This window comes from Pseudomonas sp. SO81 (genome assembly GCF_030374125.1).
Taxonomy (GTDB): Bacteria; Pseudomonadota; Gammaproteobacteria; order Pseudomonadales; family Pseudomonadaceae; genus Aquipseudomonas.
This window is the reverse complement of the sequence record NZ_CP126126.1, coordinates 841,806-867,269: the sequence shown is the minus strand read 5'-3', so window position 1 is coordinate 867,269 and position 25,464 is coordinate 841,806. Positions and strand designations below refer to the sequence as shown.

20 protein-coding genes are annotated in these 25,464 nt (G+C 67.0%); 7 read left to right on the top strand and 13 right to left on the bottom strand.

Features of this window, described 5'->3' with window-relative positions:
* Positions 1-13: 13 nt before the first annotated feature.
* The 11 genes from OH686_RS04110 to OH686_RS04060 all read right to left on the bottom strand — a co-directional run bounded on the left by OH686_RS04110 (position 14) and on the right by OH686_RS04060 (position 13,052).
* Positions 14-394 carry a hypothetical protein gene (locus OH686_RS04110; RefSeq protein WP_289536342.1) on the bottom strand — a complete coding sequence of 127 codons (381 nt, stop codon included), beginning with the start codon at positions 392-394 and terminating at the stop codon, positions 14-16.
* Between the two features lie 26 nt (positions 395-420).
* Entirely contained in the window at positions 421-1,923 is a 1,503-nt protein-coding gene (locus OH686_RS04105) for a flavin-containing monooxygenase (protein WP_289536340.1), read from the bottom strand.
* 43 nt (positions 1,924-1,966) lie between these two features.
* On the bottom strand, positions 1,967-2,458 hold the full coding sequence (locus OH686_RS04100) for an HIT family protein (protein WP_289536338.1): 492 nt from the start codon (positions 2,456-2,458) through the stop codon (positions 1,967-1,969).
* 10 nt (positions 2,459-2,468) lie between these two features.
* Positions 2,469-3,434 carry a fatty acid desaturase family protein gene (locus tag OH686_RS04095; RefSeq protein WP_289536337.1) on the bottom strand — a complete coding sequence of 322 codons (966 nt, stop codon included), beginning with the start codon at positions 3,432-3,434 and terminating at the stop codon, positions 2,469-2,471.
* Between the two features lie 29 nt (positions 3,435-3,463).
* Positions 3,464-4,516, bottom strand: coding sequence for a ferredoxin--NADP reductase (locus OH686_RS04090; protein ID WP_289536335.1), 1,053 nt, complete (start codon positions 4,514-4,516; stop codon positions 3,464-3,466).
* Between the two features lie 7 nt (positions 4,517-4,523).
* Positions 4,524-5,831 carry a fatty acid desaturase gene (locus OH686_RS04085; protein ID WP_289536334.1) on the bottom strand — a complete coding sequence of 436 codons (1,308 nt, stop codon included), beginning with the start codon at positions 5,829-5,831 and terminating at the stop codon, positions 4,524-4,526.
* 82 nt (positions 5,832-5,913) lie between these two features.
* Positions 5,914-7,065: an acyl-CoA dehydrogenase family protein gene (locus OH686_RS04080; RefSeq protein ID WP_289536332.1), complete on the bottom strand. Its 1,152-nt coding sequence runs from the start codon at positions 7,063-7,065 to the stop codon at positions 5,914-5,916.
* Positions 7,066-7,092: 27 nt separating this feature from the next.
* A complete protein-coding gene (locus OH686_RS04075; RefSeq protein WP_289536331.1) occupies positions 7,093-9,717 on the bottom strand; it encodes an aminotransferase class III-fold pyridoxal phosphate-dependent enzyme in 2,625 nt (874 codons plus the stop codon).
* Positions 9,718-9,723: 6 nt separating this feature from the next.
* Positions 9,724-9,936 carry an acyl carrier protein gene (locus OH686_RS04070; protein ID WP_289536330.1) on the bottom strand — a complete coding sequence of 71 codons (213 nt, stop codon included), beginning with the start codon at positions 9,934-9,936 and terminating at the stop codon, positions 9,724-9,726.
* 393 nt (positions 9,937-10,329) lie between these two features.
* Positions 10,330-11,205 (bottom strand): LuxR C-terminal-related transcriptional regulator, encoded by an 876-nt coding sequence (locus OH686_RS04065; RefSeq protein ID WP_289536328.1) that lies wholly within the window; start codon positions 11,203-11,205, stop codon positions 10,330-10,332.
* Positions 11,202-13,052 carry a fatty acyl-AMP ligase gene (locus tag OH686_RS04060; RefSeq protein WP_289536327.1) on the bottom strand — a complete coding sequence of 617 codons (1,851 nt, stop codon included), beginning with the start codon at positions 13,050-13,052 and terminating at the stop codon, positions 11,202-11,204. The genes OH686_RS04065 and OH686_RS04060 overlap by 4 nt, the downstream gene beginning before the upstream one ends.
* Positions 13,053-13,446: 394 nt before the next feature.
* Between OH686_RS04060 and OH686_RS04055 the strand changes: the two genes are divergently transcribed.
* The 7 genes from OH686_RS04055 to OH686_RS04025 all read left to right on the top strand — a co-directional run bounded on the left by OH686_RS04055 (position 13,447) and on the right by OH686_RS04025 (position 22,507).
* A complete protein-coding gene (locus tag OH686_RS04055; RefSeq protein WP_289536326.1) occupies positions 13,447-14,916 on the top strand; it encodes an amidase in 1,470 nt (489 codons plus the stop codon).
* A gap of 56 nt (positions 14,917-14,972) precedes the next feature.
* Positions 14,973-16,067, top strand: a complete 1,095-nt coding sequence (locus OH686_RS04050; protein WP_289536324.1) for a fatty acid desaturase family protein — start codon at positions 14,973-14,975, stop codon at positions 16,065-16,067.
* Positions 16,068-16,131: 64 nt separating this feature from the next.
* Entirely contained in the window at positions 16,132-17,874 is a 1,743-nt protein-coding gene (locus OH686_RS04045; protein WP_289536322.1) for a vWA domain-containing protein, read from the top strand.
* Positions 17,875-18,459, top strand: coding sequence for an RNA polymerase sigma factor (locus OH686_RS04040; protein ID WP_289536320.1), 585 nt, complete (start codon positions 17,875-17,877; stop codon positions 18,457-18,459).
* Positions 18,456-19,358 (top strand): hypothetical protein, encoded by a 903-nt coding sequence (locus tag OH686_RS04035; RefSeq protein ID WP_289536319.1) that lies wholly within the window; start codon positions 18,456-18,458, stop codon positions 19,356-19,358. The genes OH686_RS04040 and OH686_RS04035 overlap by 4 nt, the downstream gene beginning before the upstream one ends.
* 54 nt (positions 19,359-19,412) lie before the next feature.
* Positions 19,413-21,884 carry a hypothetical protein gene (locus tag OH686_RS04030; RefSeq protein ID WP_289536318.1) on the top strand — a complete coding sequence of 824 codons (2,472 nt, stop codon included), beginning with the start codon at positions 19,413-19,415 and terminating at the stop codon, positions 21,882-21,884.
* A gap of 68 nt (positions 21,885-21,952) precedes the next feature.
* The gene (locus OH686_RS04025; protein WP_289536317.1) at positions 21,953-22,507 is read left to right on the top strand and encodes a hypothetical protein; all 555 of its coding nucleotides are present in this window, start codon (positions 21,953-21,955) and stop codon (positions 22,505-22,507) included.
* A gap of 38 nt (positions 22,508-22,545) precedes the next feature.
* On the opposite strand, the gene OH686_RS04020 is transcribed toward OH686_RS04025, so the two are convergent.
* Both OH686_RS04020 and atuF read right to left on the bottom strand, forming a co-directional pair.
* Positions 22,546-23,364 carry an SDR family oxidoreductase gene (locus OH686_RS04020; RefSeq protein WP_289536315.1) on the bottom strand — a complete coding sequence of 273 codons (819 nt, stop codon included), beginning with the start codon at positions 23,362-23,364 and terminating at the stop codon, positions 22,546-22,548.
* 41 nt (positions 23,365-23,405) lie between these two features.
* Entirely contained in the window at positions 23,406-25,394 is a 1,989-nt protein-coding gene (gene atuF / locus OH686_RS04015) for a geranyl-CoA carboxylase subunit apha (protein WP_289536313.1), read from the bottom strand.
* Positions 25,395-25,464: the final 70 nt, after the last annotated feature.

The following is a 25,464-nucleotide window of genomic DNA, read 5'->3' as shown; positions in this document are numbered from 1 at the left end:
CGGGTCATTTCTTTCAGGTGCTGGCGAGGGCGGTCGAGAAGCGCTCGCTGCGCAGAGCCCGCCAGGTCCACAGCGCGCCGAGCAGATCCGGCAGGCCGAGCACCAGCAGCATGGGCGAGACCATGCCGGTGGCGACGAAGACGCCGAACACCGCCAGCACCGAGGCGCGCACCGGCACGGTGGCGGCGATGAAGGGCCGCAGGTCCCGGCGCCCGGCCAGGCTGTAGTAGATGCCCAGATAGATCACCAGCAGCCCGACGATGCGGATCCACACCTCTTCGGTCAGTGGGAAGCCGAACAGCGCCAGCAGCAGGTTGGGTGCCAGCAGCAGCGTTGCCCCCAGCACCAGCAGGTAGCAGCCAAAGGCGAAGATGGTTTTTCCGGACGGGCTCATCAGGGTTTCCTTGTACTGAGGGGGGATCAATCGGTGGTGTCGGTCAGGCGGTAGGCCTCAGCATCGAAGCGCCGTGTCGCGCGGCGGAAGCTCCAGCTGAAGCCCGGCCAGATCACCACGTTGCGCCCGCTCTCCGCGTGCTTGTACCAGCTGCGGCAATTGCCCACGGACCACACTGCGCCCTGCATTCGGCTGCGCAGGGCCGCATTGAAGCGCTCCTGCACCTGCGGCTGGATATCCAGGCTGTTCGCCCCCTGGGCCTCCAGGGTATCCAGGGCGCCGAGGATGTAGGCGACCTGCGACTCGATCATGTAGACGATGGAGTTGTGGCCGAGCCCGGTATTGGGGCCCATCAGCAGGAACAGGTTGGGGAAGCCCGCCACCGTGGTGCCCTTGTAGGCCTCGGGGCCCTGGCTCCAGGTGTCGAGAATGTCCTGGCCGTCGCGGCCGAAGATCATCCCGCGCGGGAAGGGCGTGCTGGCCTTGAAGCCGGTGCCGAGGATCAGCAGATCGACCGGGTGGCGCTGGCCGTCCTCGGTGATCACCGCGTCCTCGTCGATCTCGCGGATGCCCTGGGTCACCAGGCTGACATTGGCCTGGGTGATGGCCGGGTAGTAGTCGTTGGAGATCAGGATGCGCTTGCAGCCGATGGCGTAGCGCGGCGTAAGCTGGCGGCGCAGCTCCGGGTCGCGCACCTGGCGACGCAGCAGGTTGAGGGCCAGGAAGCGATGGAAGGCCATCAGTCGCGGATTGAAGGCGAAGCCCAGGGCGCGGGTCTCGTGGGTCGCGTAGATGAAGCTTCTGACCAGCCGCTGCAGCCGCGGGAAACGCCGCAGCAGGCCGCGCTCGAAGCCCGAGAAGCCACGATCCGGCTTGGGGATGATCCACGGCGGGGTGCGCTGGAACACCGTGAGTGCACCGGCGGCCGGCTGGATCTCGGGAATGAACTGGATGGCCGAGGCACCGGTGCCGATCACGCCGATGCGCTTGCCCTTGAGGTCGTAATCGTGGTCCCAGTGTTGGGAGTGGAAGACGCGGCCACGAAAGCGCTGCAGGCCGGCGATGTTCGGGTAGTCGGGCGTGGACAGGGCGCCGGTGCCGGCAACCACGAAGCGGGCGAACACCACCTGGCCGGCGCCATCGGTGACCTGCCACAGCGCGCGCTTTTCCAGCCAGCGCAGCGAGGCTACTTCCCGCTGGAAGTGGATATGCTGCAGCAGCTGGTACTTGTTCGCGCAATGCGCCAGGTAGTCGCGGATCTCCGGCTGCGGTGAGAAGCGCCGCGACCAGTCCGGGTTCGGCTCGAAGGAGAACGAGTAGAGGTGCGAGGGGATGTCGCAGGCGCAGCCGGGGTACTGGTTGACCCACCAGGTGCCGCCGACGCCGGCTTCCTTCTCGTACACCACGAAGTCGTCTTCGCCGCGCTGCTTGAGGCGCACGGCCATGCCGATGCCGGAGAAACCGGCACCGATGATCAGGACCCGGTAGATCTTCTCCGCTGTCAGGGACGCGTTGAGCTGTGCAGTCATCTTCTTCTCTTGTCGCTGCTGGGTTTCTATCGCGTGGGCAAGCTCAACGGACCTGGGCCAGCGCCTCGTCGGACGCGGCGCGCGCTCGGGCGGGCTGCTCGATCTGCGCGGCGATGGCATCCGCCTGCACCTGCAGGATGTCCTGGCCGGTACGCGGGCCGAACAGGCCGGTGAAGTGCAGGAACATGCGCCAGCCGAAGCCCAGGCCATCGCCGCGCTTGCGCGGGATCAGGTGCAGGTGGGCATGGGGGATGTGCTGGTTGCTGGCCTTGCCGTCGTTGACGATCAGGTGCGAGCCCTCGACGCCGAAGCCGGCGCGACGCTGGGCGGCGAGCAGCTTGTCGAAGGTCAGGTAGAGATGCTGGCGGGTGGCGGCCGGCAGCTGGTCGAGCGTCTCCACGTGCTGGCGCGGAATCAGCAGCACATGGCCCTGGCCCAGCGGGTGGATGTCCATGAAGGCGAAGCAGTGCTCGTCCTCGTAGACCTTTACGGAGCGTTCGGTGCCGGCGGCGATCCTGCAGAACAGACAGTCCATTGTCCTCTCCTCAGCTGGCATCGGCGGCCGGCGCAGCCCCGTGGCGGGGCTCCCGCGGCTGACGGGCGAACAGGCGGGCGAGCAGCCAGCGGTCGCGCAGGAACGGCTTGTTGTCGAGCAGCGCGTGGACCTTGTGCAGATTGAAGAACGGCACGCCCGGATAGACGTGGTGCTCGACGTGGTAGTTGATGTTGGCCCAGATCAGGCTGAGCACGCGGCTGGGTATGGTGATGGTGTTGTGTGCCAGGTCTAGGCGCTGCTCGTCCTCGCTGCCGAGGGTGGCCATGGGGAAGTGTTCGTAGCCGCGCGAGATCGGGTTGATCAGCAGCGCCAGCAGCAGCACCGGCAGGATGAAGATCAGCACGAACTGGTAGAGCATGCCCATGCTGTAGAACCAGACGCCGAGCGCCACCATCGTCAGCAGGTTGAACACCAGCTCGCGCAGCACCAGGTTGCGCACCTGGCTGCCGTAGCGCACCAGGGAGAAGTAGGTGAAGCGCGGCACGAACACGGCGATGCGCAGGAACATCCACTTCACGCCACTGGCGTAGTTCCACTCGTCCGGGTCCTTGTCCGCATCGCCCAGGTAGCGGTGGTGGTACTTGTGGCACTCGGTGAAGGACGAGTAGGGGAACACGATGAACCAGGCGAAGAAGCGTCCGACCCAGAGGTTGCAGATGGCGGAGCGGAAGGCGTTCTGGTGGCCGCAATCGTGCTGCAGGATGGTGAAGGCGTGCATCTGGTTGCCGAGCACCAGCACGGCGAGCAGCTGCACCAGCCAGTGATCGCTGAGCAGGATGGCGGCGGCGCCTGCGATCCACACCGCCACGTGCAGCGCCGACCAGAGCAGGAATCTGACCGGGTCGGGCTGCTGCAGGGCCAGCAGCTGCGCCTGGCGCTCGCGGTCGACCTTCAGCTCCGCGCGCTTGGCCAGGCGGATCTCGTCTTGTGCCGCCAGAATCGCTTCTCTATCCACCACGTCCACCTTCCTCGGATTGTTCTGGGTTACTCGACCTGCAGTCGCACGTCGTCCGTCGCCGGATAGCCGATGCACATGAGCGCGTGGCCCATCTTCAACTCGGCCGAGGACAGGCCATGGTCCTCGCGCATCTCTACTTCGCCGGCCAGCTTGGTGCAGATGCAGGCGGTGCAGAAGCCGCTGCGGCAGGAGAAGGGCGGCTGTACGCCGTTGGCCAGAGCGGCCTCGAGAATGGTCTGACCCGGGGGCACGGCGAAGTTGAATTCCTGGCCCTGCATCAGCAGCTGAACCTGCTTCGGCGCGTTGGACTGCGCCGCCGGCTGGGGGCTGGCCTTGGCCGGGGTGAAGCTCTCCATGTGCACCGCTTCGGGAGGGACGCCCATGGCCTGCAGAGCCTCGGTCACTTCGTCCATCATGCCGTTGGGGCCGCAGGCGTAGTACTCGATGGCGTAGCCCGGCGGGTTCGGCAGGGCCTGGAGGATTTCGCTGACCCGCTGGCGGGTCAGGCGGCCGCTGTGCGGGTGGGGCGACTGCGGCTGGGACAGCACGTGCAGCAGGTTCAGGCGCTCGCCGAACAGGCGCTGCAGCTGCTCAAGCTTGTCGCGGAAGATCACCGAGTCGGTGTTGCGGTTGCCATAGATCAGCGACACCCGCGAGTCCGCCTCGAAGTGCAGCGCCGACTTGAGGATGGAGAAGATCGGCGTGATGCCGCTGCCGGCGGCGAACAGCACCAGGTGGCGGCGCTTGCCCGGCTGCGGGGCGAAGGTGAAGCGCCCGTGGGCGCCCAGGGTATGCACTGCATCGCCGGCGGCCAGCTGCTGCACCAGGCGGTTGGACACCTTGCCGCCGGCGATGCGCTTGACCGTGATCGACAGGGTCTTGTCCAGGCCCGGCGTGCTGCTGATCGAGTAGGCCCGACAGCCCTTGGCGCCGTCGCCATCCACGTCGACTTCCAGGGTCAGGTACTGGCCGGCGGTGTAGCGGATCTTGCGCAGCAGCGGCTGCTTGAGGTGGATGGTCACCGCATCCTCGGTTTCCCGCTCGATGTAGGCCACTTTCAGGGTCAGTGCTTTGCTCATGGCTAGGTCACGTCCGCTGTGGTTGCTGGGGGAAGTGAATAGGGCGGGGCGCGGTCTGGTGGCCGGCGGCGCTCTGCTGGTAGGCCTGCTCATGCTCGGCGATGGGCGCGGCGGCGCAGCGGCGCTTGAGCAGGGCGACCTTCTCGGCCTGGGACAGCGGCTCCCACCAGTCCAGCTTGTCGGCCAGGGCGTCGAAGCGGCGCAGCATCAGCATGAGGAACAGGTCGAGCACGCTGAGATCACGGAACACCAGGGACTGCGAGGCCTTCAGCTCCGGCTTGATGCGCTCGAACAGCGCCGGGCTCTCCGACCAGTGCACGTTCTCCCAGTGGTGGTGGCAGGCGTGATAGCCCTCGTTGAGGGTGTTCACCGGCTTCTCCAGCAGGGTCACGGTGTTGTACATGAAGTCCTTGGGGTCCTGCTGGCCGCCGTAGAAGGCATGCTGGCTCCAGTGAATGACACCCATCAGGAAGTTGCTCGCGCACCAGGGCACCAGCATGTACAGCACCGCGATCGGCAGGCTGTAAAGCGCCAGCAGGGCGAACAGGGTCAGGTGCAGCACATTGCCGACGATCATGCTGCGCATCTGCGCCGGCTTGCGCTTGCTGCGGAAGTACAGGTACGGCGACACCAGCAGCTGCTGGTACATCACCTCGCGCACCATGTAGACGAGGAAGTGCCAGGCGTTGGCATGGTCGTAGCGGGCGGTGGCGTAGACATCCAGCGGGCCGGCGTTTTCCCGGTGGTGCTGCTGCAGGTGCGCCGCCGCATGCGGGGTCAGGCCCATGGGGATGGCGAAGAACATGTAGAGGAAGGAGTTGCCGGTCCACTTCTCAACCACGCTGGCGCGCTTGAACAGGCCGCCGACCTTGTGGCCTTCCTGGTGCATGGAGCTGAACGAGCGCACGAAGGCGCGGATGTTCGGGCCGTAGACGCAGGCGTAGAAGCCCAGCACCAGCGGCCAGGAAATCTCCACGATGACCAGCTGGGCGATGAAGATCGGGATGGCGGTCAGGCCCAGGGTGATGGCCGCGGCCAGGATGGGCTCGTCGCGCGGGTCCTTCAGCACCCGGTTCGCCAGGCGCTGGACCTGGGCGTGATAGGTGTTCGTGATGACGCCACCGAGGGCGCAGTAGCCCGGAATCGCCTGCAGGATGCGCCGGCCCAGCTGCAGCGTCAGCGCCAGGGCGAGGATCACGCCGATGGCCGCGGTGTTGAACACCAACAGCACGGCGAACAGTGGAATGGCGAAGAAGTGGAACAGCGGATGGATATTGCCCGGCCGCACCGGATAGAGCGTGTCTGTCGTCGCCATGATTTCAGGCTTCCTGCTGAGTCATGTGGATCATCGCGCCGCGCCCGCACCGACCTCGGCCAGCGCGGGGCGGCGCAGTGCCTTAGCCTTGCGCCGCCGGTGCGGCGGCCGAATCCCGCAGGTACGCCGCGAGCAGCGGCGTGGCGGCGGCGCGGGAGATCGGGTGGAAGCAGATCGCCCGGGAGGCGGCCAGCAGGTAGGCGACTTCGTCGGAGGCGATGAAGGCCATGCCGCCCAGCAGTTCTACTGCCAGGTTGGTGGAGCGCTCGATGGTGCCCTGAACCAGGAAACGGGTGCACAGCGCCTTGCTGTAGCTGGCCTCGTCGGCGGCGCGCTGTTCTTCCAGGTCGCGGGCCGCACCGACCAGGGCCTGGTGCGCGCCTTCCAGCTCGATGGCCAGCTGGGCCAGCGGAGCATCCTCGGTGTGGCGCTTCTTCAGCAGCAGCTCGACCAGCGCCGAAGCCACGCCCAGGTAGGTTCCGCCAACCATCAGCTGGAACCAGCAGAGGCCGGACAGCGAGGTCTCCTGGGCGGAGGCAGCCACGGCCTCGTCGTCCACGGCCTCGGCCAGCAGCATGCGCTCGGCGGGCACGAACACGTCCTCGAATATCAGCGCGTTGCTGTCGGCGGCCTGCAGTACCGGGGTGTTCCAGAAGCGCTCGCGGGATACCCCGTTGCCGTCGTTGAACACCACGGCGAAGCCCTGGGTGATGCTGCCGTCATCGTTCTCGCGAGCCACGCCGACGACTATCACGTCCATGTTGTGGCTCATGGTGCAGGGCTTCTTGGTGCCGCGCAGCAGGTAGCCGCCCTCGACCGGGGTGACCTTGACGCTGGTGTTGAAGATTTCCGCGCCGACCTTGCCTTCGGCAAAGGCCGAGGCGATCAGCAGCTGGTCCTGGCAGATGCCGTAGAGCAGCTCGTCCGCCGCCGGGATCAGGCCGCCGAGCTGCACGATGGTGGCGATGGTGTGGTGGTGCATGGTCATCATCACCGCCAGCGACGGGCACAGGGCGCCGACCGCACGCAGTATCTCCACCGTCTCGCGTGGCGAGGCGCCGAGGCCGCCGTAGGTTTCGGGAATGATCAGGCCGGCGGCCTTGTAAGAGCGGAACAGCTCGCACAGCTCGCTGGAATCTGCCTTCTCCAGCGCCATGCGGCCGCGGGCTTCCAGGGCGGCGATCAGGCCCGGCAGGCGGGCTTCGGTGACGCTTCGTGCGTGTTTCATCGACATGGGATAGTTCTCGAGTTGTTCTTGTGGTTATCCGGCCATCTCGACCAGTTGCTCGACGGCGGGGGCGAAACCGAAGTTCAGGGCCAGCTCGAAGATGGCCTCGGCCTCTTCCAGCGGTGGGCGCTTGCCGATGCTGTAGTCGCGCGTCTTGCCGGCCATGGTCAGGACCATGGTTTCGGCCAGGCAGCTGAAGGTCACGCCGGTGGGCAGGTCGGTGAGGTTCTGGTTGCCGAAGCGGTAGCCGCGCTCGGGCAGGTGGATCAGGCCACCCTCGATGACCGTCACGTCCGGACGCTGCGGCAGCGAGGAATGACCGATATCCGGCGGCTGCGCGCAGTCGCAGATGATCGCGTTGTGGTGCAGCGCGGCCGGGTCGATGAAGGCGGAGCCGTTGGAGGTGGCCGAGAGCACGGCCTCCAGCTTCGGCAGCCAGTGGGCCAGGTCGGAGGCGACCACCACCGGTGGCTGCACGTTGCTGTGCTGGCGAACCAGGGCATCGACGGCGTCGAACAGCTCGCGCAGCTGGGCGTCATCGCCCAGGTCGCGCTCCAGCAGGCTGGCCACCGTCTGCTGCGTCAGCAGCGCGGCGAGGGGCTTGCCGATGCCGCTCGGATGCCCGCTGTGGATGCCGCGCAGGGCGGTGGCATACAGCTCGCCGCCGACCAGTCGCAGCTCGTGCATGGCGCCCTGATTGGCCGCGTTGCCGAGCAGCACCAGGTGTTCGGTGAACTTGCCCAGGCGCAGGCTAGCCAGGCGGCCCACCGAGCCGTAGGCACCGATCACCCCGGTCAGCCGCTTGGCCAGCGGCGCGCCGCGATTGGCGCAGGTGCTGAGCAGGGCGTCGACGCCGACCATGGCGGTGAGGCTGTTGCCGGTGGTGGTGTGGAAGCGGTCGTTGACCACGTCCAGGCCGGCGTTGGAAATCACCGAGGTGTAGGCGCCGAGGCCGACGAAGTCGACGCCCAGCGGGCGCACCGCGTCCAGGTAGTTGTCGATCAGCTTGCGCCGCTTGCCCAGGCTCAGGCGCATCAGGTCGCGCGGCTGCAGCAGGCTGCCGACCAGCCAGCCTTCCACATAGTCGCCCTGGTCGTTGTAGATCTGCCGGGCATGGAAGGACACGCCGGCATCCAGGTCGGGCTTGGCCCAGTCGGAGAACTCGGCCAGCCAGTCCTGCATGAAGGCCTTCTCCTCGCCGACCACACCGAGGGCGTCGACTATGTTGTCGCCGTTGACGCTCTCCTGGGTGGTGGGGTGCAGCAGGAAGGCGAAGCGCCCCAGGCAGCGGCCGCCGCGATCGTGACTGCGCGGTTTGCCGGCGCTGGGCGCCGACCACTTGGCCAGCGGCCCGCGCTGGGCGGGGAAGCCCTGGGCCTCGAGGATCAGGCGGTGCTGCTGGTCGTGGGCGATCAGCTCGGCGGCGGCGGTCAGGCCGTCCACCAGCACGTCGATATCGTCCTGGGCGATGCTCAGCGGCGGCTGGATGCGCAGCACGTTACCCTCGTTGAGGGTCGGCAGGCAGTACACGCCATGGCGGGTCTTCAGGTAGCCGCAGACGATGGGCACCAGGGCGCCGAAGGCGCTGGCCAGGGACAGGGTGTAGAGGCGTTCGCCGGACCAGCGACGGAACTTGAGGCCGAGCATCAGGCCGCGGCCGTCGAGGCTCTCGAACACCTGCGGGTAGCTCTGCACCAGGTTTTCCAGGCGGGTGCGCAGATAGGCGCCGCGCTCGGCCGCCTGGCGCACCACGGCGCGCTCGTTCGCGGTGAGGTGCTCGATCACCGCCAGGCCGATGGCCGCGGTGAAACCGTTCACGCCGAAGGTGGAGCTGTGGTGGCGGTCGAAGTCGCGGCTCCAGCACTGCTCGCCGTAGATGCAGGCACCGATCGGCACCAGACCGCCGCCCAGCGCCTTGGCCAGCAGCAGCATGTCGGGGGTGAGACCGTTGGCTTCGGCGGCGAACAGCTGGCCGGTGCGGCCCAGGCCGGTCTGGATCTCGTCCAGCACGAACAGGGCGCCGTGCTTGCGGCACAGGTTCTGCGCGGCCAGCAGGTAGCCCGCGGGCGGGGTGATCATGCCGGCCTCGCCCTGCACCGCCTCGACGAAGAAGGCGGCGACGCGCTGCTCCTTCAATACCGCTTCGAGGGCTTCCAGGTCGCCGTAGGGCACGTGGCTGAAACCGTTGCCGCGGATATGGAAGGGCTCGCGGTAGACCGGCTTGCCGGTCACACCCACGGCGCCCTGGGTCTTGCCGTGGAAGCCGGTGTGGGTGCCGACGATCAGCTCGCGGTTGGTGGCGGCGCGCGCCAGCTTGATGGCGGCCTCCACCGTTTCCGCGCCACTGGTGGCGAAGCTGACCCTGGCCATCTCGCCGGGAGCGATCTCGATCAGGCGCGCGGCCAGCTGCTCGGCCAGCGGGTTGCCCAGCGGCTGGATGAAGGAGGGCAGGCCGGAGTCGAGGAAGGCGATGGCCGCCTCGCGGATATGTGGCGCGCCATAGCCGAACGGCACGGCGCCGAACTGGCCGACGAAGTCGATCAGCGTATGGCCGCTGGCGGTGGTGATGCGGGTGCCTTGGGCGCTGGTCACCGTCTCGTCGAGACCGGCGAAGTCGAGCAGTTCCTGGCGGGTGCGGTTGATCAGGGAAGGGCTCATGCTGGCTTACCTCGCATCCCCGGTGATGACGGAATGCAGGTGCGCGCTGATCTTGCGCACGCTGTCATGCTGGTAGGCGAACTCGGGGTCCAGCGAGATGCCGAAGAGGTCCTCGAACTCGGCGGAGAGTCCGACGATGAGCACCGAGTCGACGCCCATCTCGTGGAACGAGCGCTCCAGGTCGAGGGAGCTCGAGTCGAGTTCCAGTAGTCCAGCCACGGTCGCCGTGACGGAAGCGGTTATCTCGTCAATATGCACATGTCCTCCACAAGTTCCCTGTCCATATAAAAAGGTCTATATCGCCACGCAGTGGAATAAGACTTGGGCGTTGTAAGCGCAGCGGCATGAATGCCCAAAGGCGTGAATAATTGTTGTTATGGTGCTGCGCGAAATTACTCTCGAGGACAAGTGTTTTCCTTGTGGGATATCACTTGGGAGTTGCGATGTTGGGTGTCCGATGTTTCGCGCTCAATACTCCAGGTGGAGTAATGGCACCGCTTATTTGTGACTTTTGCGCTGGCATATAAATGTCATGAATTATCTGGGGCGAACGGCAATATGGGACGGCAGTTCAACACTGCCGTCCCAGTTATTATTCCGCGGAGTTATCTGTTATTCGTCGGAGAATAACGCGGCGATCTGTGCCCGACTCGATGCATGCAGTTTGCTGAGGATGTTCTGCATGTGCGTCTTTACTGTCTTGTCGCTGATGCCGAGGATCTGGCCGATTTCCCAGTTGGTCTTGCCGCGCACCACCCAGCGGGCGATCTCGGTTTCCCGGCTCGACAGCAGCGAGGATGCCTGGGGGCTGCCGCGATCGTTCTGCTGCTCGCGCAGCTGTTTGCTACCGCGTACGCGGTTCAGCGCGATGTGCAGGTAGGGCGCCAGCACGGTCATGCGCAGTTTGTTCTCGTGGCTGATGTTGGCAGCCGCGTTGACGAAGTAATAGCCGGTGAAGGTGTTGCGCTGCAGCCCCGGGAGCACCATCCAGGCCACGTTGTGGATGCCATGACGGCGGAAGATATCGGCCCAGATGCACTCGGTCGGGGTCTTCAGGTCGCAGGTGGTAGTGAACTTCGGGCGCCCGTAATGCTCGGCCAGGTCGATGTCCAGCGGCGGCACCAGGCCTTCGTTGCCGACGATCTCGCCCAGGCACTCCTCCGACATGGCATCGGTATGGATCAGGTTGTAGACGAAGGCGCGGTGCGCCCTGATCCGGCCGCTGGCGAAGATGAAGTGTTCGCACGGCAGGTACATCGCGAGGGCCTGCTGGGTGCGCAGCTTGAGGTCGTCGATGGTACGTACCGAGGCGATGGCCGTCAGCATCCGCACCAGGGTCAGGCGCTCCTGATTGGCCTCCGGCAACAGCGGCAGCACCGGCGGCGAGTTGCGCTCACTGTCATACACGGCCGCTAGCGGTGCCCTCAGGGTATGCACCAGGCCGGAAGTCGGAGCTCGGAGCAGGGCACTGCCCGCCAGGAAACTCATGCTTCCAGGGTCTGGCTGTTGAGAGTGGAATCGAGCAGGACACGACCGCCAAGCTCGGCGACCACGACTTTCCTGCTCACCTCGATGCTGTCCGCCGGCAATTCCTCATGCAGCGCGCGGATCAATGGTTCGAACAGGCGCCGACACTCCTGGCGCCTGACCTTGCCGCTGGACGTGCGCGGCAACGTGCCGCCGAACACCAGCAGGACTATGGGTTGTGCCACCCGGTGCTGTTGCCAGAGATCGGCCTTGATGTCGGCCAGCACGCGCGCCACGTCCAGTTGCCGGACCGAGCGCCGCTCCACTTCCTGGGCCACCACCAGTTGCTCGCTGTCCTCCAGTTCGACGCTGAACACCGCCGAGCCGTCCGGGCGGAAGCTCTCGTCGGCGCGGAACACCGTGCTCTCGATGTCGCCGGGATGGTGGTTGACGCCATTGAGGATGATCAGGTCCTTGAGGCGGCCGGTGACGTATAGCTCGCCGTCGAGCAGGAAGCCGAGGTCGCCGCTGCGGAAATAGTTGCTGTGCCCGGCTTGCTCCGGGCGCGCCGGGAGGAATGCCTCGGCGGTGCTCTCCGGGCGCCGCCAGTAGCCCTGGGCGACGCTGTCGCCAACCACGCAGATCTCGCCGACCCGGCCCTCGGGCAGGGGTTCGCCGGTCTGCGGATCGCCGATGAAGGGCTCGTGGCCGGGAATGCCGCGCCCGCTGCTGACCAGGGTGCGCACCCGCACCTCCGGCGACTCCATGACGAAGGCGTGGGCCACCGGCTCGGCGCGATTGTCTTCGAGCAATGGGGCATGGAAGTGGCGGACCACCGGCTCGCGCATGGCGCGGTCGCAGGTCACCAGCAGGGTGCCTTCGGCCAGGCCGTAGCAGGGGAAGGCTGCGCCGCTGCGGAAGCCGCAACGGGAGAACTTGGCGTGGAAGGACTCGAGCGTCTGCGCCCGCACATGCTCGGCGCCGTTGAAGGCGATCTCCCAGCAGCTGAGGTCGAGGTCGGCAAGTTCCTCTTCCTTGACCTTCTTCAGGCACAGTTCGTAAGCGAAGTTGGGGCCGCCGCTGATGGTGCCGCGGTACTTGCTGATGGCCTGCAACCAGCGCAGCGGGCGTTGCAGGAAGTGGATCGGCGCCATCAGGGTGCAGGGGTAGCCGACGTGGACCGACTGCAGGATGCCGCCGATCAGGCCCATGTCGTGGTACGGCGGCAGCCAGCTGACGTTGTGGCTGCCCTGATGGGTGGAGAAGTTCTCGTGGATGCTCTGCGAGTTGTGGATCAGGTTGCCGTGGGTGACCACCACACCCTTGGGCGTGCCGGTGGAGCCCGAGGTGTATTGCAGGAAGGCCGCGTCGGCGCGGGTGACCTCCACGGGTTTCCAGTCGCTGGCGCTGGTGCCGAGTTGGGTGATGTCCAGCACCTGTGTCGCCGGTGCCGTATCGGCCAGCCGGGTGCGAATCGCCTCGGTGTCTTCCCGGGTGGTCAGGGCCGCCGCCGGGTTGCAGTCGCCGAGGATGCCGTCCAGGCGGTCCAGGGTCTTGGTGGCGCCTGGCGGGTAGGCCGGCACCGCGATCAGGCCGGCATACAGGCAGGCGAGGAAGCCGGTCACATAGTCGAGGCCGGGCTTGAGCAGGATCAGCACTCGGTCGCCCGGCACACAATGGCGTTGCAGGGTGGCGGCTGCGGCGCTGGCGGCGCGGTCCAGTTCGGCGAAGGTGATGGTGACCTCGCTGTCACGGCCGTCCAGCAGAAAACGGTAGGCGAGTTGATCGGGAATCGTCCTGGCGTGATGTTGCAGACTCTCGGCAAAGTTTGCGTAAGAGAGGTGCTGCTTATGCTCTTTTTCGATCATGTGCTCAACTTTCCCCGATCACTTATTATCGATCTTCTATGACCATTATTTCGAACAAGCGGAGCCGTCTGCGTAGAAGGCTTTGCCGCATTCATCCTCTTGAAGCAGCTATCCGAAGGGAATACTCCAAATGGCGTATATCTGCCATCTCTCTCGCTGCCGCATATTCGACGGACGGTCCGATATGTCGACGAGTTCAACTCCCGAAGGACTTCAGCTCTTTTGGTGTCCTTATATGTGAACCGGCAGGTTCTATATTTCGCGATATTACAAAGCCAGCGCTATTGGATTGGTTGGTGTTATTTCGAACACTTGCACATGAATAGTGCAGGCCGATGACAGCCACTCTCCAAGAATGCGTTGTGTTGAATAAACAACCCGTCAGGAGAGTGCGATGCCCTTTACCGAATACGCAGAATTCGATGCCCTCGGGCTTGCCGAGTTGGTCAGGAAGCGCGAGGTGCAGCCCTCCGAACTGGTAGAGGAGTCGATCCGCCGCATCGAGGCCCTCAATCCCGCGACCAACGCGGTGGTCTACAAGGCCTACGACACGGCCAGGGCGCTGGCGGCGCAACAGGACCGGGCCACGCCCACTGGCCCGCTGCACGGTGTGCCCTTCCTGCTCAAGGACATCCTCGGCGATTGCCAGGGCATGCCGTCGGCCCTGTCGTCGCGCATGCTGCGCGAGCGGGTGATGGAGCAGGACTGCGAGCTGGTCAGCCGCTGGCGCAAGGCCGGGCTGAACTTCATCGGCAAATCCAACACCCCGGAGTTCGGCATCCTGCCGACCACCGAATGCGCCTTCTATGGCCCGGCGCGCAACCCCTGGAACCTGGACTACTCGACCGGCGGTTCCAGCGGCGGCGCGGCGGCGGCGGTGGCCTGCTGCATGGTGCCGGCGGCCCACGGCAACGATGGTGGCGGCTCGATCCGCATTCCCGCCTCGTGCTGCGGCCTGGTGGGCCTCAAGCCGACCCGCGCACGCAACTCGCTGGCTCCCGATTTCGGCGAATTGCTCAGCGGCCTGCTCGACGAGCATGTGCTGACCCGCACGGTGCGCGACAGCGCCGCCTTGCTCGATGCCACCCACGGCGTGGTGCCGGGCGATCCCTATCGGGCTCCGCCGGTGAGCGGCACCTTCCTCGACGAGCTGGCGCGCGAGCCCGGCAAACTGCGCATCGCCTTCTCCCGCGTCGACCCGGCGGGTCGGCCGCTGCATCCCGACTGCATCGAGGCGGTGGAGAAGACTGCCAGGTTGCTCGAGTCGCTCGGCCATGTGGTCGAGGAGGCACAGCCGCAGATCGAACCGGAAAGCTTCGTCGGCGCCTTCACCGCCCTGTGGTTCTCCGGCATCGCCTTCGCCGTGGAACTGATGAGCCTGCAGCTGGGGCGTCCGCCGCAGGAGGGCGAGCTGGAGGGCCTGACCCGTGCGGTGCAGCAGCGTGGCCGTGCCATCAGCGCGGTGGAATACCAGCTGTCCGAGCTGGTGCTGCAGCAGGTTGGCCGGGAGATGGCGCGTTTCCATCAGACCTACGACTGCTGGCTGACGCCGACCCTGGCGACCCCGCCGATCCGCAATGGCGTGGTCGACGTGCAGGAACAGGACCTGGACAAGGCCTACGCGCCGCTGCTGGACTACAGCCCCTTCACCGCCATCCACAACGCCTCCGGGCAACCGGCGATTTCCCTGCCGCTGCACTGGAATGCCGCGGGCCTGCCGATCGGCCTGATGCTCAGCGCCGAGTTCGGTGGCGAGGCACTGCTGCTGCGCCTGGCCGGCCAGCTGGAACAGGCGCAACCCTGGAAACAGCGGCGCCCCGAGCTGTTCCTGCAGCTGCAGGCCGCCGCGCCGGCGCTGGCCTGAGCGAGGAGGGCGCGATGACGGTCCATGAGCCCCTTCGGCAAACCGCGCAAACTGCCGTGCCCTGGCCCACCGACGCGCTGAGCCGCGAGGAGCTGGCGCGCTTCGGCAAGGAGCTGATCCGCCAGACGCTGCCCTTCACCGTGGAGGACCGGCGCCGCAGCTGGTGGCACTTCTGGACCAGCTTCGCGGCGCTCGCGCTGTTCGGCGCTGGCGCCGCCGCGCCGCTGTGGTGGCCGCTGCGCCTGGTGTTCAGCGTGCTGCTCGGGCTGGCGTTGGTGCGCATGTTCGTGCTGTTCCATGACTACATGCATGGCGCGATATTGCGCGGCTCGCGCTTCGCCGACCTGTTCTTCAAGGCCTACGGCCTGATGCTGCTGGCGCCGCCGACGCTGTGGAGGCAGTCCCACGACTACCACCACGGTCACAGTTGCCAGTATGTCGGCGCCGAGCAGGGGCGCCTGCCGCTGCTGTCCACCCATACCGACCTGGGCACCTTCCCGCTGATCTCCACTGAGGAATACGCCCGCGCCAGCACCTGGAAGCGCCTGCGCTATCGCATCGCGCGCCACCCGCTGATGATCCTGCTCGGCTCGCAGACCATCTTCGTGTTCAGCATCTGCCTGGTCTCGCTGATCACCCAGCCGCGCCACCGCTGGTGGTCGCTGCTGGCTCTGTCGCTGAACCTGGCCACGGTGCTGCTGCTGTCGCACTTCGCCCCCGACCTGCTGCTGTACCTGCTGCTGATCCCCATCCTGGTGGGCTCGGCGCTGGGCGTGTACATGTTCTACTGCCAGCACAACTTCCCCGGTGCGCGTTACCCCCAGGGCGAGGACTGGGACTACGTGGAGACGGCGATCCATTCCTCCAGCTACATGCGCACGGGGCCGGTCATGGCCTGGTTCACCGCCAACATCGGCTACCACCACGTGCACCACGCCAACTCGACCATCCCCTTCTATCGCCTGCCCGAGGCGATGGCGGCGATCCCGGCATTGCGCGAGCCGACGGTGACCAGCCTGCACCCGCGTGACATCTGGCACTGCCTCAGCCTCAAGCTGTGGGACCCGGCGGCCAGGCGCATGATCAGCTTCCGCGAATTCCACCAGCAGGCCGCCGCCCGGGCCGACGAGGGAATTTCGCAGGGGGCTTAACCCGGACCGACATGGCACTGCGTCTACCCAGGCGAATGGACTTTTCGCCCGAGGAGAACCCGCCATGTCCAGCATCACCGTTCTGATCCGCCAACCCCTGCTCGCCGGCTTCGGCGCCACCCTGGCGCTGGGCCTGGTGGCCTGCAGCGCCTCCAACGATGAACCCGTCACCAGCGTCGTGGTGCCCAAGGCGGCCGAGTCCCGTGCCAAGCAGGAGATGCTGCACGAGGAGGTCGATGCCAACGCCTCCTACGCCCCTCAGCCGTCGGTGGTGGCCGGTGCCATGGAGGCGCGCAAGGCCATGCCGCAGAGCGTGCCGATGATCGCCCCGGCCGCGCCGTTGGCCGACAGCGCCGCGTTCGGCTACCAGGACGTCTACCGCGAGCAGTACCAGAAGATCGAGAGCAGCCCGGTGCAGGCCGTGGCCCAGCAGCCGGTATCGACCTTCAGCATCGACGTCGACACCGGTGCCTACGCCAATGTGCGGCGCTTCCTCAACGACGGCAGCCTGCCGCCCAAGGACGCGGTGCGCTTGGAGGAGCTGGTCAACTACTTCCCCTACGCCTATCCCAAGCCCGAGGGCGACGTGCCGTTCAGCGTCGCCACCGAGCTGGCGACCACCCCGTGGAATCCTGAGACCCGCCTGCTGCGCGTGGCGATCAAGGCCGCCGACCTGAGCGCCGCCGAGCTGCCACCGGCCAACCTGGTGTTCCTGGTCGATGTGTCCGGTTCCATGGACCGCCGCGAGGGCCTGCCGATGGTGCAGAGCACGCTCAAGCTGCTGGTCGACCAGCTGCGCCCGCAGGATCGCGTGGCCCTGGTCACCTATGCCGGCAATGCCAGCGTGGTGCTGGAATCCACCGCCGGTAGCGAGAAGGCCAAGATTCGCACTGCCATCGACCAGCTCACCGCGGGCGGTTCCACCGCCGGCGAGTCGGGCATCCAGCTGGCCTATCAGGAGGCGCAGAAGGGCATGCTCGAGGGCGGCATCAACCGCATCCTGCTGGCCACCGACGGCGACTTCAACGTCGGCATCAGCGACTTCGAGACGCTCAAGCAACTGGCCGCCGACAAGCGCAAGACCGGTGTGTCGCTGACCACCCTGGGCTTCGGCACCGACAACTACAACGAGCAGCTGATGGAGCAGCTGGCCGATGCCGGCGACGGCAACTACGCCTACATCGACAACCTGCGCGAGGCGCGCAAGGTGCTGGTCGACCAGCTCAGCTCGACCCTGGCCGTGGTGGCCAAGGACGTGAAGATCCAGGTCGAGTTCAACCCGGCCGAGGTCAGCGAATACCGCCTGCTGGGCTACGAGAACCGCGCGCTGAAGCGCGAGGACTTCAGCAATGACAAGGTCGATGCAGGCGAGATCGGCGCCGGGCATACCGTCACCGCCCTGTACGAAGTGGTGCCGGTGGGCGCCAAGGGCTGGCTGGAGCCGCTGCGCTATGCCCAGACCAAGGAGCAGCAGGGCAAGGCCGGCGAGATCGCCTGGTTGCGCCTGCGCTACAAGGCCCCACACGGTGGCGCCAGCAAGCTGGTCGAGCGGCCGATCAGCAAGGGCGAGGCCACGCCGATTGCCAAGGCCAGCGACGACCTGCGCTTCGCCGCCGCGGTGGCCGCCTTCGCCCAGCAGCTCAAGGATGCCAAGTACACCGGCAGCTTCGGCCTGGCCGACAGCGCCAAGCTGGCGCGTGGGGCCAAGGGCGAGGATCCGTTCGGCCTGCGTGGCGAGTTCGTGCAGCTGGTCGAATTGGCGCAGAGCCTGCAAACTCCGCAAAACGTTCAAGTCAGGGCCGACTAATTGAACCAACCACTGATGGACGATGACGCCGCGCTGTTGCGGCGTTATCGCAATGGCGAGGCGGCGGCGTTCACGCAACTCTATGAACGCCACCGCCTCGGCCTGTTCCGCTTCCTGCTCGGCCTGTGCGGCGATCACGCACTGGCCGAGGAGGTGTTCCAGGAAACCTGGATGAGCCTGATCCGCAGCGCCAGCGAGCAGCGCGAGGCGGTGCTGTTCAAGACCTGGCTGTACCAGATCGCGCGCAATCGCCTGATCGACCACTGGCGCAAGAGCGGTCGCCACCAGGGAAAGCTCGATGAGTACGACGAGGCGCAGCACGCCAGCGCCGATCCGGGTCCCGGTCCCGAGCAGCAGCTGTTGCTCAGTCGCGACCAGGAGCGCCTGCAGGCGGCGCTGGCCGATCTGCCCGAGGAGCAGCGCGAGGTGTTCCTGCTGCGCGCCCACGGCGACCTTGAACTTCACCAGATCGCCGAACTCACCCGTACTCCGGCGGAAACCGTGAAGAGCCGCCTGCGCTATGCGCTGAACAAGTTACGTCGGCTGCTGGCCGATCCGGCTTCGGCCGAGGAGGTATCCGCATGAGCCAACACGATCAAGACCTGCAGCAGGAACAGCAACTGCTGGAGCATTTCCGCGAGCACAGCCGGGGCGAGCCCTCCGCCGCCGTGGACGCCCTGATCCTCGTCGCCGCCCACAACGCGCTGGTCGATGCCCAGCCGCGCCTGAACTGGTCGCAGCGCCTGCACGCCTGGCTGTTCGGCGCCGGCAGCCGCACCCGCTGGTCCATGGCCGTGGCCGGCCTGGCGGTATTCGGCATCGGCCTCAATCTGGCGCTGCATACCCGCGAGCAGCTGCCGCAGGCCTACGACGCGCCCGCACCGGCCTCCGCCCCAGCATTGCAGGAAATGGCGCCGGCACCGATAGCGGAGGCGCGCAAGCAGAGCGCCGAGCGCGAGTACAAGAAGGCCGAACAGCCAGAACAGTCCATGGCCGGCGCCCTGGATTCGGGCGCCGCCTTCTCGGTCTCGCCACCGGCCGCCGCCGCACCAAGGCAAATGGCCCCGGCCAAGCCATTGGCCGCGCCGGCGGTCGAAGCCCTGGCCGACTCTGCCGCCGCTCCGGACGAAGCGGATGCGGCGCGTGAGGCTCGTGCCCGTGCCAAGGCTGCTGCCCAGGCAAAGGCCAAGGCAATTGCAGCGGCGCAAGCGGCTAAGCAGCGTGCGGAGGTGCAGGGCGGCGCAGTGTTGAGCGATTCGCTAAGCGAAGATCAGCTGGCCGAAACCCTGGGCCACTCCGATGTAGACGAGGCGCCGCCGCTGGAGCTGCAACTGCACAATGTGCTGAACATGCGTAAGGCCGGGCAGCACGCCGACGCCGATCGGCTGCTGGTCATGCTCAAGCAGCAGCATCCGCAGCGGGACCTGGACGCCGAGCTGAAGCGCCTGCAGGCCGAGCTGGAAAAGCCGGACAGTTCGCGCTAGCGGCGAACGCGTCCGGCTACACTGCGGCTCCCTTCACGCGCAAGGAGCCGCGCCGTGCATTCCGCCGACCCGAACCCGGACGAGCCGCTTTCCCTCCTGCTACTCAAGCTGGTCTGGGAGCTGTTCAAGCTGGTCGCGCCCATCCTGGCGCTGACCCTGATGCATCCGCTGCTGGCATTGGGGGCGGTGCTGCTGGTCGCGCTGCTCGCTTGGGGCGCGGTGCGCCTGGTCTGGCTGCGTCTGGCGCGCTTGTGCAACGGGCTGGTGACGGCCGGCGCCATCGGCTTCGGCTTTTCCATCATCCACTGGGCACCGACCTGGTGGGGGATTCCCGCGGGCATCCTGCTGCTATTCACCGGCCTGGGCCTGGCGGCGACGCTGGAGAGGCGCCTGGGCTTGGCCAGGGTCAAGCCGCAGCCAACCGAGGCGGCGACGGTGAGCGGAATCAGCGCCTGGGGCGGTGACGACCTGCTGACCCCGGAGGGCGAAGTGGTGCGCACCTTCGCCTGGGGCGAGATCGCCATGGGCGGGCCGACCTACGGCAACTACCTGTTCCCCGATGGCGTGCTGCTGGCGGGCATAGGTGCCTCGGCGCGCTTCTCCAGCAGCGGCCGCTACTTCGCCGCGCCACTGCCCAGCCGTGACACCTGGGGCCTGCTGATCCTCGATCGCCAGGAACGGCGGGTGTACCGCAGCGCCGAGGTTGGCGAATTCTGGGAGCTCGACGAGTTCAGCGACGAGGCCATCAGTGGTCGGCACAGCCCGCTGGTGGGCAACCAGAGCTACCGCATGGCACTGGCCGATTTGCTGCGCCAGAGCGAGGCGGTCGACCTGATCGCGGTGGCTGATCTGTGGCTAGAACCGGCCTGGGTGCCCGAGCTGGCGGACCGGGAGTTTCCGGCGCCGGCGGGGACACATTGCCTGCGCGGTATCGCCCATCTGCCCGAGAGCCTGCGCGGCCTGGACGACCCGCTACAGCCGCTGCGCTATCCGAGCCAGCGCCTGGAAATCGATGGCAGACCCAGCGACCTGCTGATCGCCGCCGAAGCGGCGCCGGGGTGGCGCGCCGATGGCCAGGCGCTGGTGTGCCATGCCGCCGCGCTGCAGGCGACATCGCATTGGTCGCGGTCGCTCTGGCTGTGGCAGGCCGGCAAGGGCTGGCGGCAGCTGCCCGAGCCCTGGGTCGCCCCGGACGACGAGCCCGGCCTGGCCTGGGACGGGCCGCTTGAGCTGAGCGAACAGACGCTGACGCTGGGCGGGCGGATGACTACGCCACAGCTCGATCATCTGCGCTTCGGCTACGCGCTGCATGACTATCACAGCGAGGTGGAAACCTGCATCGGCCATGATGCGGAGGGCCGCATCCTGGCCGGCGAGCAGTGCGGTACCGGCCTGCTCCGTGTGCTACCGCTGGCGGGCGAGGGGCTGCGTGGCGAGGGAGCCGTGCTCGGCGAGCCGTTGCTCGGTGGCGAGCCTCCACGCTTCGAGTGGCTGCGCGACGGCCCGGACGGGCGCCTGGGCGCCTACGCCTGTCGTATCGGCGCCCGGGCGCTGGAGGGCGAATGGCTGCTCGATCACCGGGTCTCCGATTGCGGTGGCTACCTGGCCCTGGTGGAGTTTGCCGAGGCGCCTGCCGTGCCACATCGCGTCTGCGTGGTGGATATGCAGCGGCGCCGCCTGCTGGAGTTTGCCGGGCAACCGCTGGTGGCACGGCTGCTGGATTTTCGCGCTGGCGTGCTCAGCCTGGCCCAGGTGCGCGGCCGTCTGGCTCGCGAGGAGGACGACACGCCGCTGCGCCGCTTCGACCGTGCCGCGCCGGCGGCGCTGCGGGCGGCGCGTTTTGTCGCGCGGGAGGAGGACTCGCGCCTCTATTACCAGCGTCTGGATCTGCGCGTAGGCGAGGAGGCGCTAGAGGCCCTGCCGAACTGGCGTCTGGTCGAGCGCCCGCAGGTGGCCAATGCCGACGGCGACTTCGTGTTGCCGGCGCCAGGGGGCGGCGATGCGGCCTGGCTGTTCGGCGCCCAGAGCGAGTATCGCGACCATTACCTGCGCGAGCGCCATCCGCGCGGTGGCGGCTGCCTGCTCACCGCTTCCGGGCTGGCGGTGGCGGATTTGGGCCCGTCGCTGATCTGGTCCGCCGATGGCCGCTACCTGGCGTTGACCCGGCATATCCCGCGCATGCGGGTGGCGGAGCGGGTCGACACCGACCAGTGGCAGCTGCTGTTGCTCGATATTCAGGAGCGCACCCTGCGCAGCACCGGCAGCCATATCGGCTGCATGCCGCAGTTCCTGCGCTTCGCGGACGGGGTGATCGAATGGCGGGTGCTGCCGAGCGACTGGGAGCACGAGGATTCGGCCGCCGAATGGCAGGTGCGCAGTCTGCAGCTGAGCGAGCTGTTGCCGCTGTGCGGGACGCAGCTGCAGGCCCGTGGTGCGCTCTGGCTGCCACCCGAGGAGCTGGTTCGCGCCGGCCAGTGGCAAGGGCTGGATGCCGCTGCGCTGCAGGCCTGGCGCAACATCGAGTAAATCCTTCGGCTTGCCAGAACCGGGGGGAGGGGCGAGCATTGGGGCAACAGTTTGCGAAATCTGCTGCCATGAAATTCATTCGAGTGCTGGCGCTGCCCCTGGTCCTCGGCCTGGTGGCCTGCGACGAGCCACCCAAGCCGCCGGTGCCGGTACCGGAGCCGCCCAAGACCGAGACCGCGCCTACCAAGGCGCAACCCGCTGAGCCTGCCGATCCTGCACCAGTCGTCACAAACAAACTGGTGCCGGAGAAACTGCCCGTAGCCGTACCCAAGCCGCAGCCGGAGCCCGACGAGACGGTGGTGCGCGCGGCTCCGCCAGACAAAGCCCCTGCCGCCGCTCGGGTTATCCCCAAGGTGGCCGAAAAGGCCGCTGCCAAGCAGCCCAAGTTGGAGCCTCTGCCGGAAAAGCTCGACCTGCGCCTGCCGAAGGAGCTGGTCGAGACGCTTGAACCCGCCCCCCAAGAGCAACAAGCGGAGCAGGGGTTGCTGCCGCCTCTGTTTGTCGAGAAACAGGATCAGCCGGGGCCCTACCAGATCAATGGCCGGCTGATCACCAACGACCGCGAGCACGACTACCTGGACTCGGTAGAGGGCGCGGAACTGCAGATCGAGTTCCGCAAATAGCCCGCAGCGCCGCCTCAGGGGCGGCGTGGGGTGCTTCGTCAGTCGACGAACAGATCGGTCATCAGCTTGCCGGCCGGATCGTAGCGGTACTGCTCGAAATCGCTCTGCCCCTGTTCGCGGAGAATTTCCTCGTCGATCAGCAGACGGCCGCTGATGCTGCGCTCGCCGCTGGACAGGATGGCGCAGGCGGCGTCGGCCATGATCGCCGGCAGGCGCGCGGCCTTCATCACCGCGGGGCCGCCGGCCTCGAACTCGATGGCGGCGGTGGCGATCACCGTCTTCGGCCACAGCGAGTTGACGCTGATGCCGTACTTCCTGAATTCCTCGTGCATGCCCAGGGTGAGCATGCTCATGCCGTACTTTGTGGTGGTGTAGGGGCCGTAGCTGGCGAACCACTTGGGGTCGAGGTTGAGCGGTGGCGACAGGCTGAGGATGTGGCCCTTGCTCTGTTTCAGATAGGGCAGCACGGCTTGGCTGCAGACCATAACCGCACGGCTGTTGATCTGGTACATCAGGTCGAAGCGCTTGGGCTCCAGATGTTCGACGCCCTTGAGGCGAATGGCGCCGGCGTTGTTGATCAGTGCATCGATGCCACCGAAGTGCGCCGCGGCGTGAGCCATGGCGGCCTTCACCGCTTCCTCGTCGCGTACGTCCAGCTGCAGAGCCAGGGCCTTGCCACCGACGGCTTCGACTTCGGCGGCCACCGAATGGATGGTACCCGGCAGTTTGGCGTGAGCCTCGGCGCTCTTGGCGGCGATGACGATATTGGCGCCCTGGGCGGCGGCCTTGAGGGCGATCTCGCGGCCGATGCCACGGCTGGCACCGGTGATAAACAGGGTCTTTCCTTGCAGCGACATGGGTGATGCTCCCGTTTCTTCTTGTTCGTTCGGCTCGTGGCTCAGGCTTCTTCGGCGGCGACTTCCACCAGCAGTTGGCGGCTCTTCACCTGGTCGCCTTGGCTGACCTGGACGCGGCGGATCACGCCGTCCATGCCGGCCTTGAGCGGGTGTTCCATCTTCATCGCTTCCAGCACCACCAGCAGCTGGCCCTTGCTGACCTGCTGCCCCTCGCTGACCAGCACGTCGACAATCGCCCCATCCATCGGCGCCTTCACCGTGCCGGAGGCCGCGCCCTCGGCGCCGCTGGCTGGCTCGTGGGTGACGTCGATGAGCTCCAGGTTGCCGCCCTGGCCATACAGCCAGACGCGCTCGCCATCCTGGTGATAGGCCAGGCGGCGGCGTACGCCGTCCAGCTCCAGGGTGGCCCAGCGACCGTCGCTGGCCAGCAGGCGCAGCTCGATGGTTTGCTCGCCGACCTGCGCGCACAGCTGCGGCTGCTTGCCGGTCTGCAGTACCTGCAGCTCCACCGAGTGTTTCTGCTCGCCCTGCTTGAGCAGGAAGCGCCAGGGAGCGCCGCCGCTATTGCGCCAGCCGGAGAGGCCAGGCTGGTGCGCGCGGGAATTGGCCGAGGCCTGGTAGAGCAGGGCGGCGGCAGTTGCCAGTTCGGCGGCAGCCGGCGCTTGTGGTGACAGGCTCGGGTCATTGGCGAAGTGCTCGCCGATAAAGGCGGTGGTGGCGTTGCCGGCAGCGAACTCGGGGTGGGCCAGCAGGTTGGCGAGGAAGCGCTGGTTGCCGTTGACGCCCAGCAGCACGCAGTCCTCGACGGCGCGCACCAGCTTGCGCCGGGCTTCGTCGCGGGTGGCGCCGTAGGCGATGACCTTGGCCAGCATCGGGTCGTAGAACGGAGTGACGGCCTGGCCTTCGACCAGGCCGTGGTCGATGCGCACGCCATCGCGCAGCGCCGGCTCCCAGCGCAGCACCTGGCCAGTCTGCGGCAGGAAGTTGTGCGCCGAGTCCTCGGCGTACAGGCGTACTTCCATGGCGTGGCCGCTGAGGCGGATCTCGTCCTGCTTGAGCGGCAGCGGCTGGCCTTCGGCGACGCGGATCTGCCAGGCCACCAGGTCCTGGCCGGTGATCAGCTCGGTGACCGGGTGCTCGACCTGCAGGCGGGTGTTCATTTCCAGGAAGTAGAAGGCGCCGCTGCTATCCAGCAGGAATTCCACGGTGCCGGCGCCGACATAGTTGACCCGCGCTGCGGCCTTCACTGCCGCCTCGCCCATGGCCTGGCGCAGCTTCGGCGTCATCACCGGGCAGGGCGCTTCCTCGACCACCTTCTGGTGGCGGCGCTGCACCGAGCAATCGCGCTCGCCGAGGTAGACGATGTTGCCGTGCTGGTCGCCGAATACTTGGATTTCCACGTGGCGCGGCTGGATCACCGCGCGCTCGAGAATCAGCTCGCCGGAGCCGAAGGCGTTCTGCGCCTCGGAGCGTGCAGTGCGGATCTGCGAAGCCAGCTCGGACGACTCATGCACCAGGCGCATGCCGCGACCGCCGCCACCGGCGCTGGCCTTGATCATCAGCGGGTAGCCGATGCGCTCGGCCTCACGGCTCAGTGTCTCGTCATCCTGCTCGGCGCCTTCGTAGCCGGGGATGCAGGGTACGCCGGCCTCGAGCATGGCGATCTTCGACAGGCGCTTGCTGCCCATCAGGTAGATGGCTTCCACGGTCGGGCCGATGAAGACGATGCCGGCCGCCTCGCAGGCGCGGGCAAAGTCGGCGTTCTCGGAGAGAAAGCCATAGCCGGGATGGATCGCGTCCACGCCGGTCTTCTGCGCTGCAGCGATGATGTTGTCGATCACCAGGTACGACTGGTTGACCTGGGCCGGGCCGATGCACACGGCTTCGTCGGCCAGCTGCACATGGCGGGCGCCGGCGTCGGCCTCGGAAAATACCGCCACGGTGCGGTAGCCGAGGTCCTGGGCGGTGCGCATCACCCGGCAGGCAATCTCGCCGCGGTTGGCGATCAGAATCTTGTTGAAGGCGGGCATCTAAGTGCTCCTGCTAGTCGTAGCCCGGATGCAATCCGGGGTGGTCGGTTCCCGGATTGCATCCGGGCTA

What these genes read in the sequence shown, in the direction of transcription:
- OH686_RS04110 (WP_289536342.1), bottom strand. Translation starts at nt 394, where the DNA reads ATGAGCCCGTCCGGAAAAACCATCTTCGCCTTTGGCTGCTACCTGCTG.
- OH686_RS04105 (WP_289536340.1), bottom strand. Translation starts at nt 1,923, where the DNA reads ATGACTGCACAGCTCAACGCGTCCCTGACAGCGGAGAAGATCTACCGG.
- OH686_RS04100 (WP_289536338.1), bottom strand. Translation starts at nt 2,458, where the DNA reads ATGGACTGTCTGTTCTGCAGGATCGCCGCCGGCACCGAACGCTCCGTA.
- OH686_RS04090 (WP_289536335.1), bottom strand. Translation starts at nt 4,516, where the DNA reads ATGAGCAAAGCACTGACCCTGAAAGTGGCCTACATCGAGCGGGAAACC.
- OH686_RS04085 (WP_289536334.1), bottom strand. Translation starts at nt 5,831, where the DNA reads ATGGCGACGACAGACACGCTCTATCCGGTGCGGCCGGGCAATATCCAT.
- OH686_RS04080 (WP_289536332.1), bottom strand. Translation starts at nt 7,065, where the DNA reads ATGTCGATGAAACACGCACGAAGCGTCACCGAAGCCCGCCTGCCGGGC.
- OH686_RS04075 (WP_289536331.1), bottom strand. Translation starts at nt 9,717, where the DNA reads ATGAGCCCTTCCCTGATCAACCGCACCCGCCAGGAACTGCTCGACTTC.
- OH686_RS04065 (WP_289536328.1), bottom strand. Translation starts at nt 11,205, where the DNA reads ATGAGTTTCCTGGCGGGCAGTGCCCTGCTCCGAGCTCCGACTTCCGGC.
- OH686_RS04060 (WP_289536327.1), bottom strand. Translation starts at nt 13,052, where the DNA reads ATGATCGAAAAAGAGCATAAGCAGCACCTCTCTTACGCAAACTTTGCC.
- OH686_RS04055 (WP_289536326.1), top strand. Translation starts at nt 13,447, where the DNA reads ATGCCCTTTACCGAATACGCAGAATTCGATGCCCTCGGGCTTGCCGAG.
- OH686_RS04045 (WP_289536322.1), top strand. Translation starts at nt 16,132, where the DNA reads ATGTCCAGCATCACCGTTCTGATCCGCCAACCCCTGCTCGCCGGCTTC.
- OH686_RS04035 (WP_289536319.1), top strand. Translation starts at nt 18,456, where the DNA reads ATGAGCCAACACGATCAAGACCTGCAGCAGGAACAGCAACTGCTGGAG.
- OH686_RS04025 (WP_289536317.1), top strand. Translation starts at nt 21,953, where the DNA reads ATGAAATTCATTCGAGTGCTGGCGCTGCCCCTGGTCCTCGGCCTGGTG.
- OH686_RS04020 (WP_289536315.1), bottom strand. Translation starts at nt 23,364, where the DNA reads ATGTCGCTGCAAGGAAAGACCCTGTTTATCACCGGTGCCAGCCGTGGC.
- atuF (WP_289536313.1), bottom strand. Translation starts at nt 25,394, where the DNA reads ATGCCCGCCTTCAACAAGATTCTGATCGCCAACCGCGGCGAGATTGCC.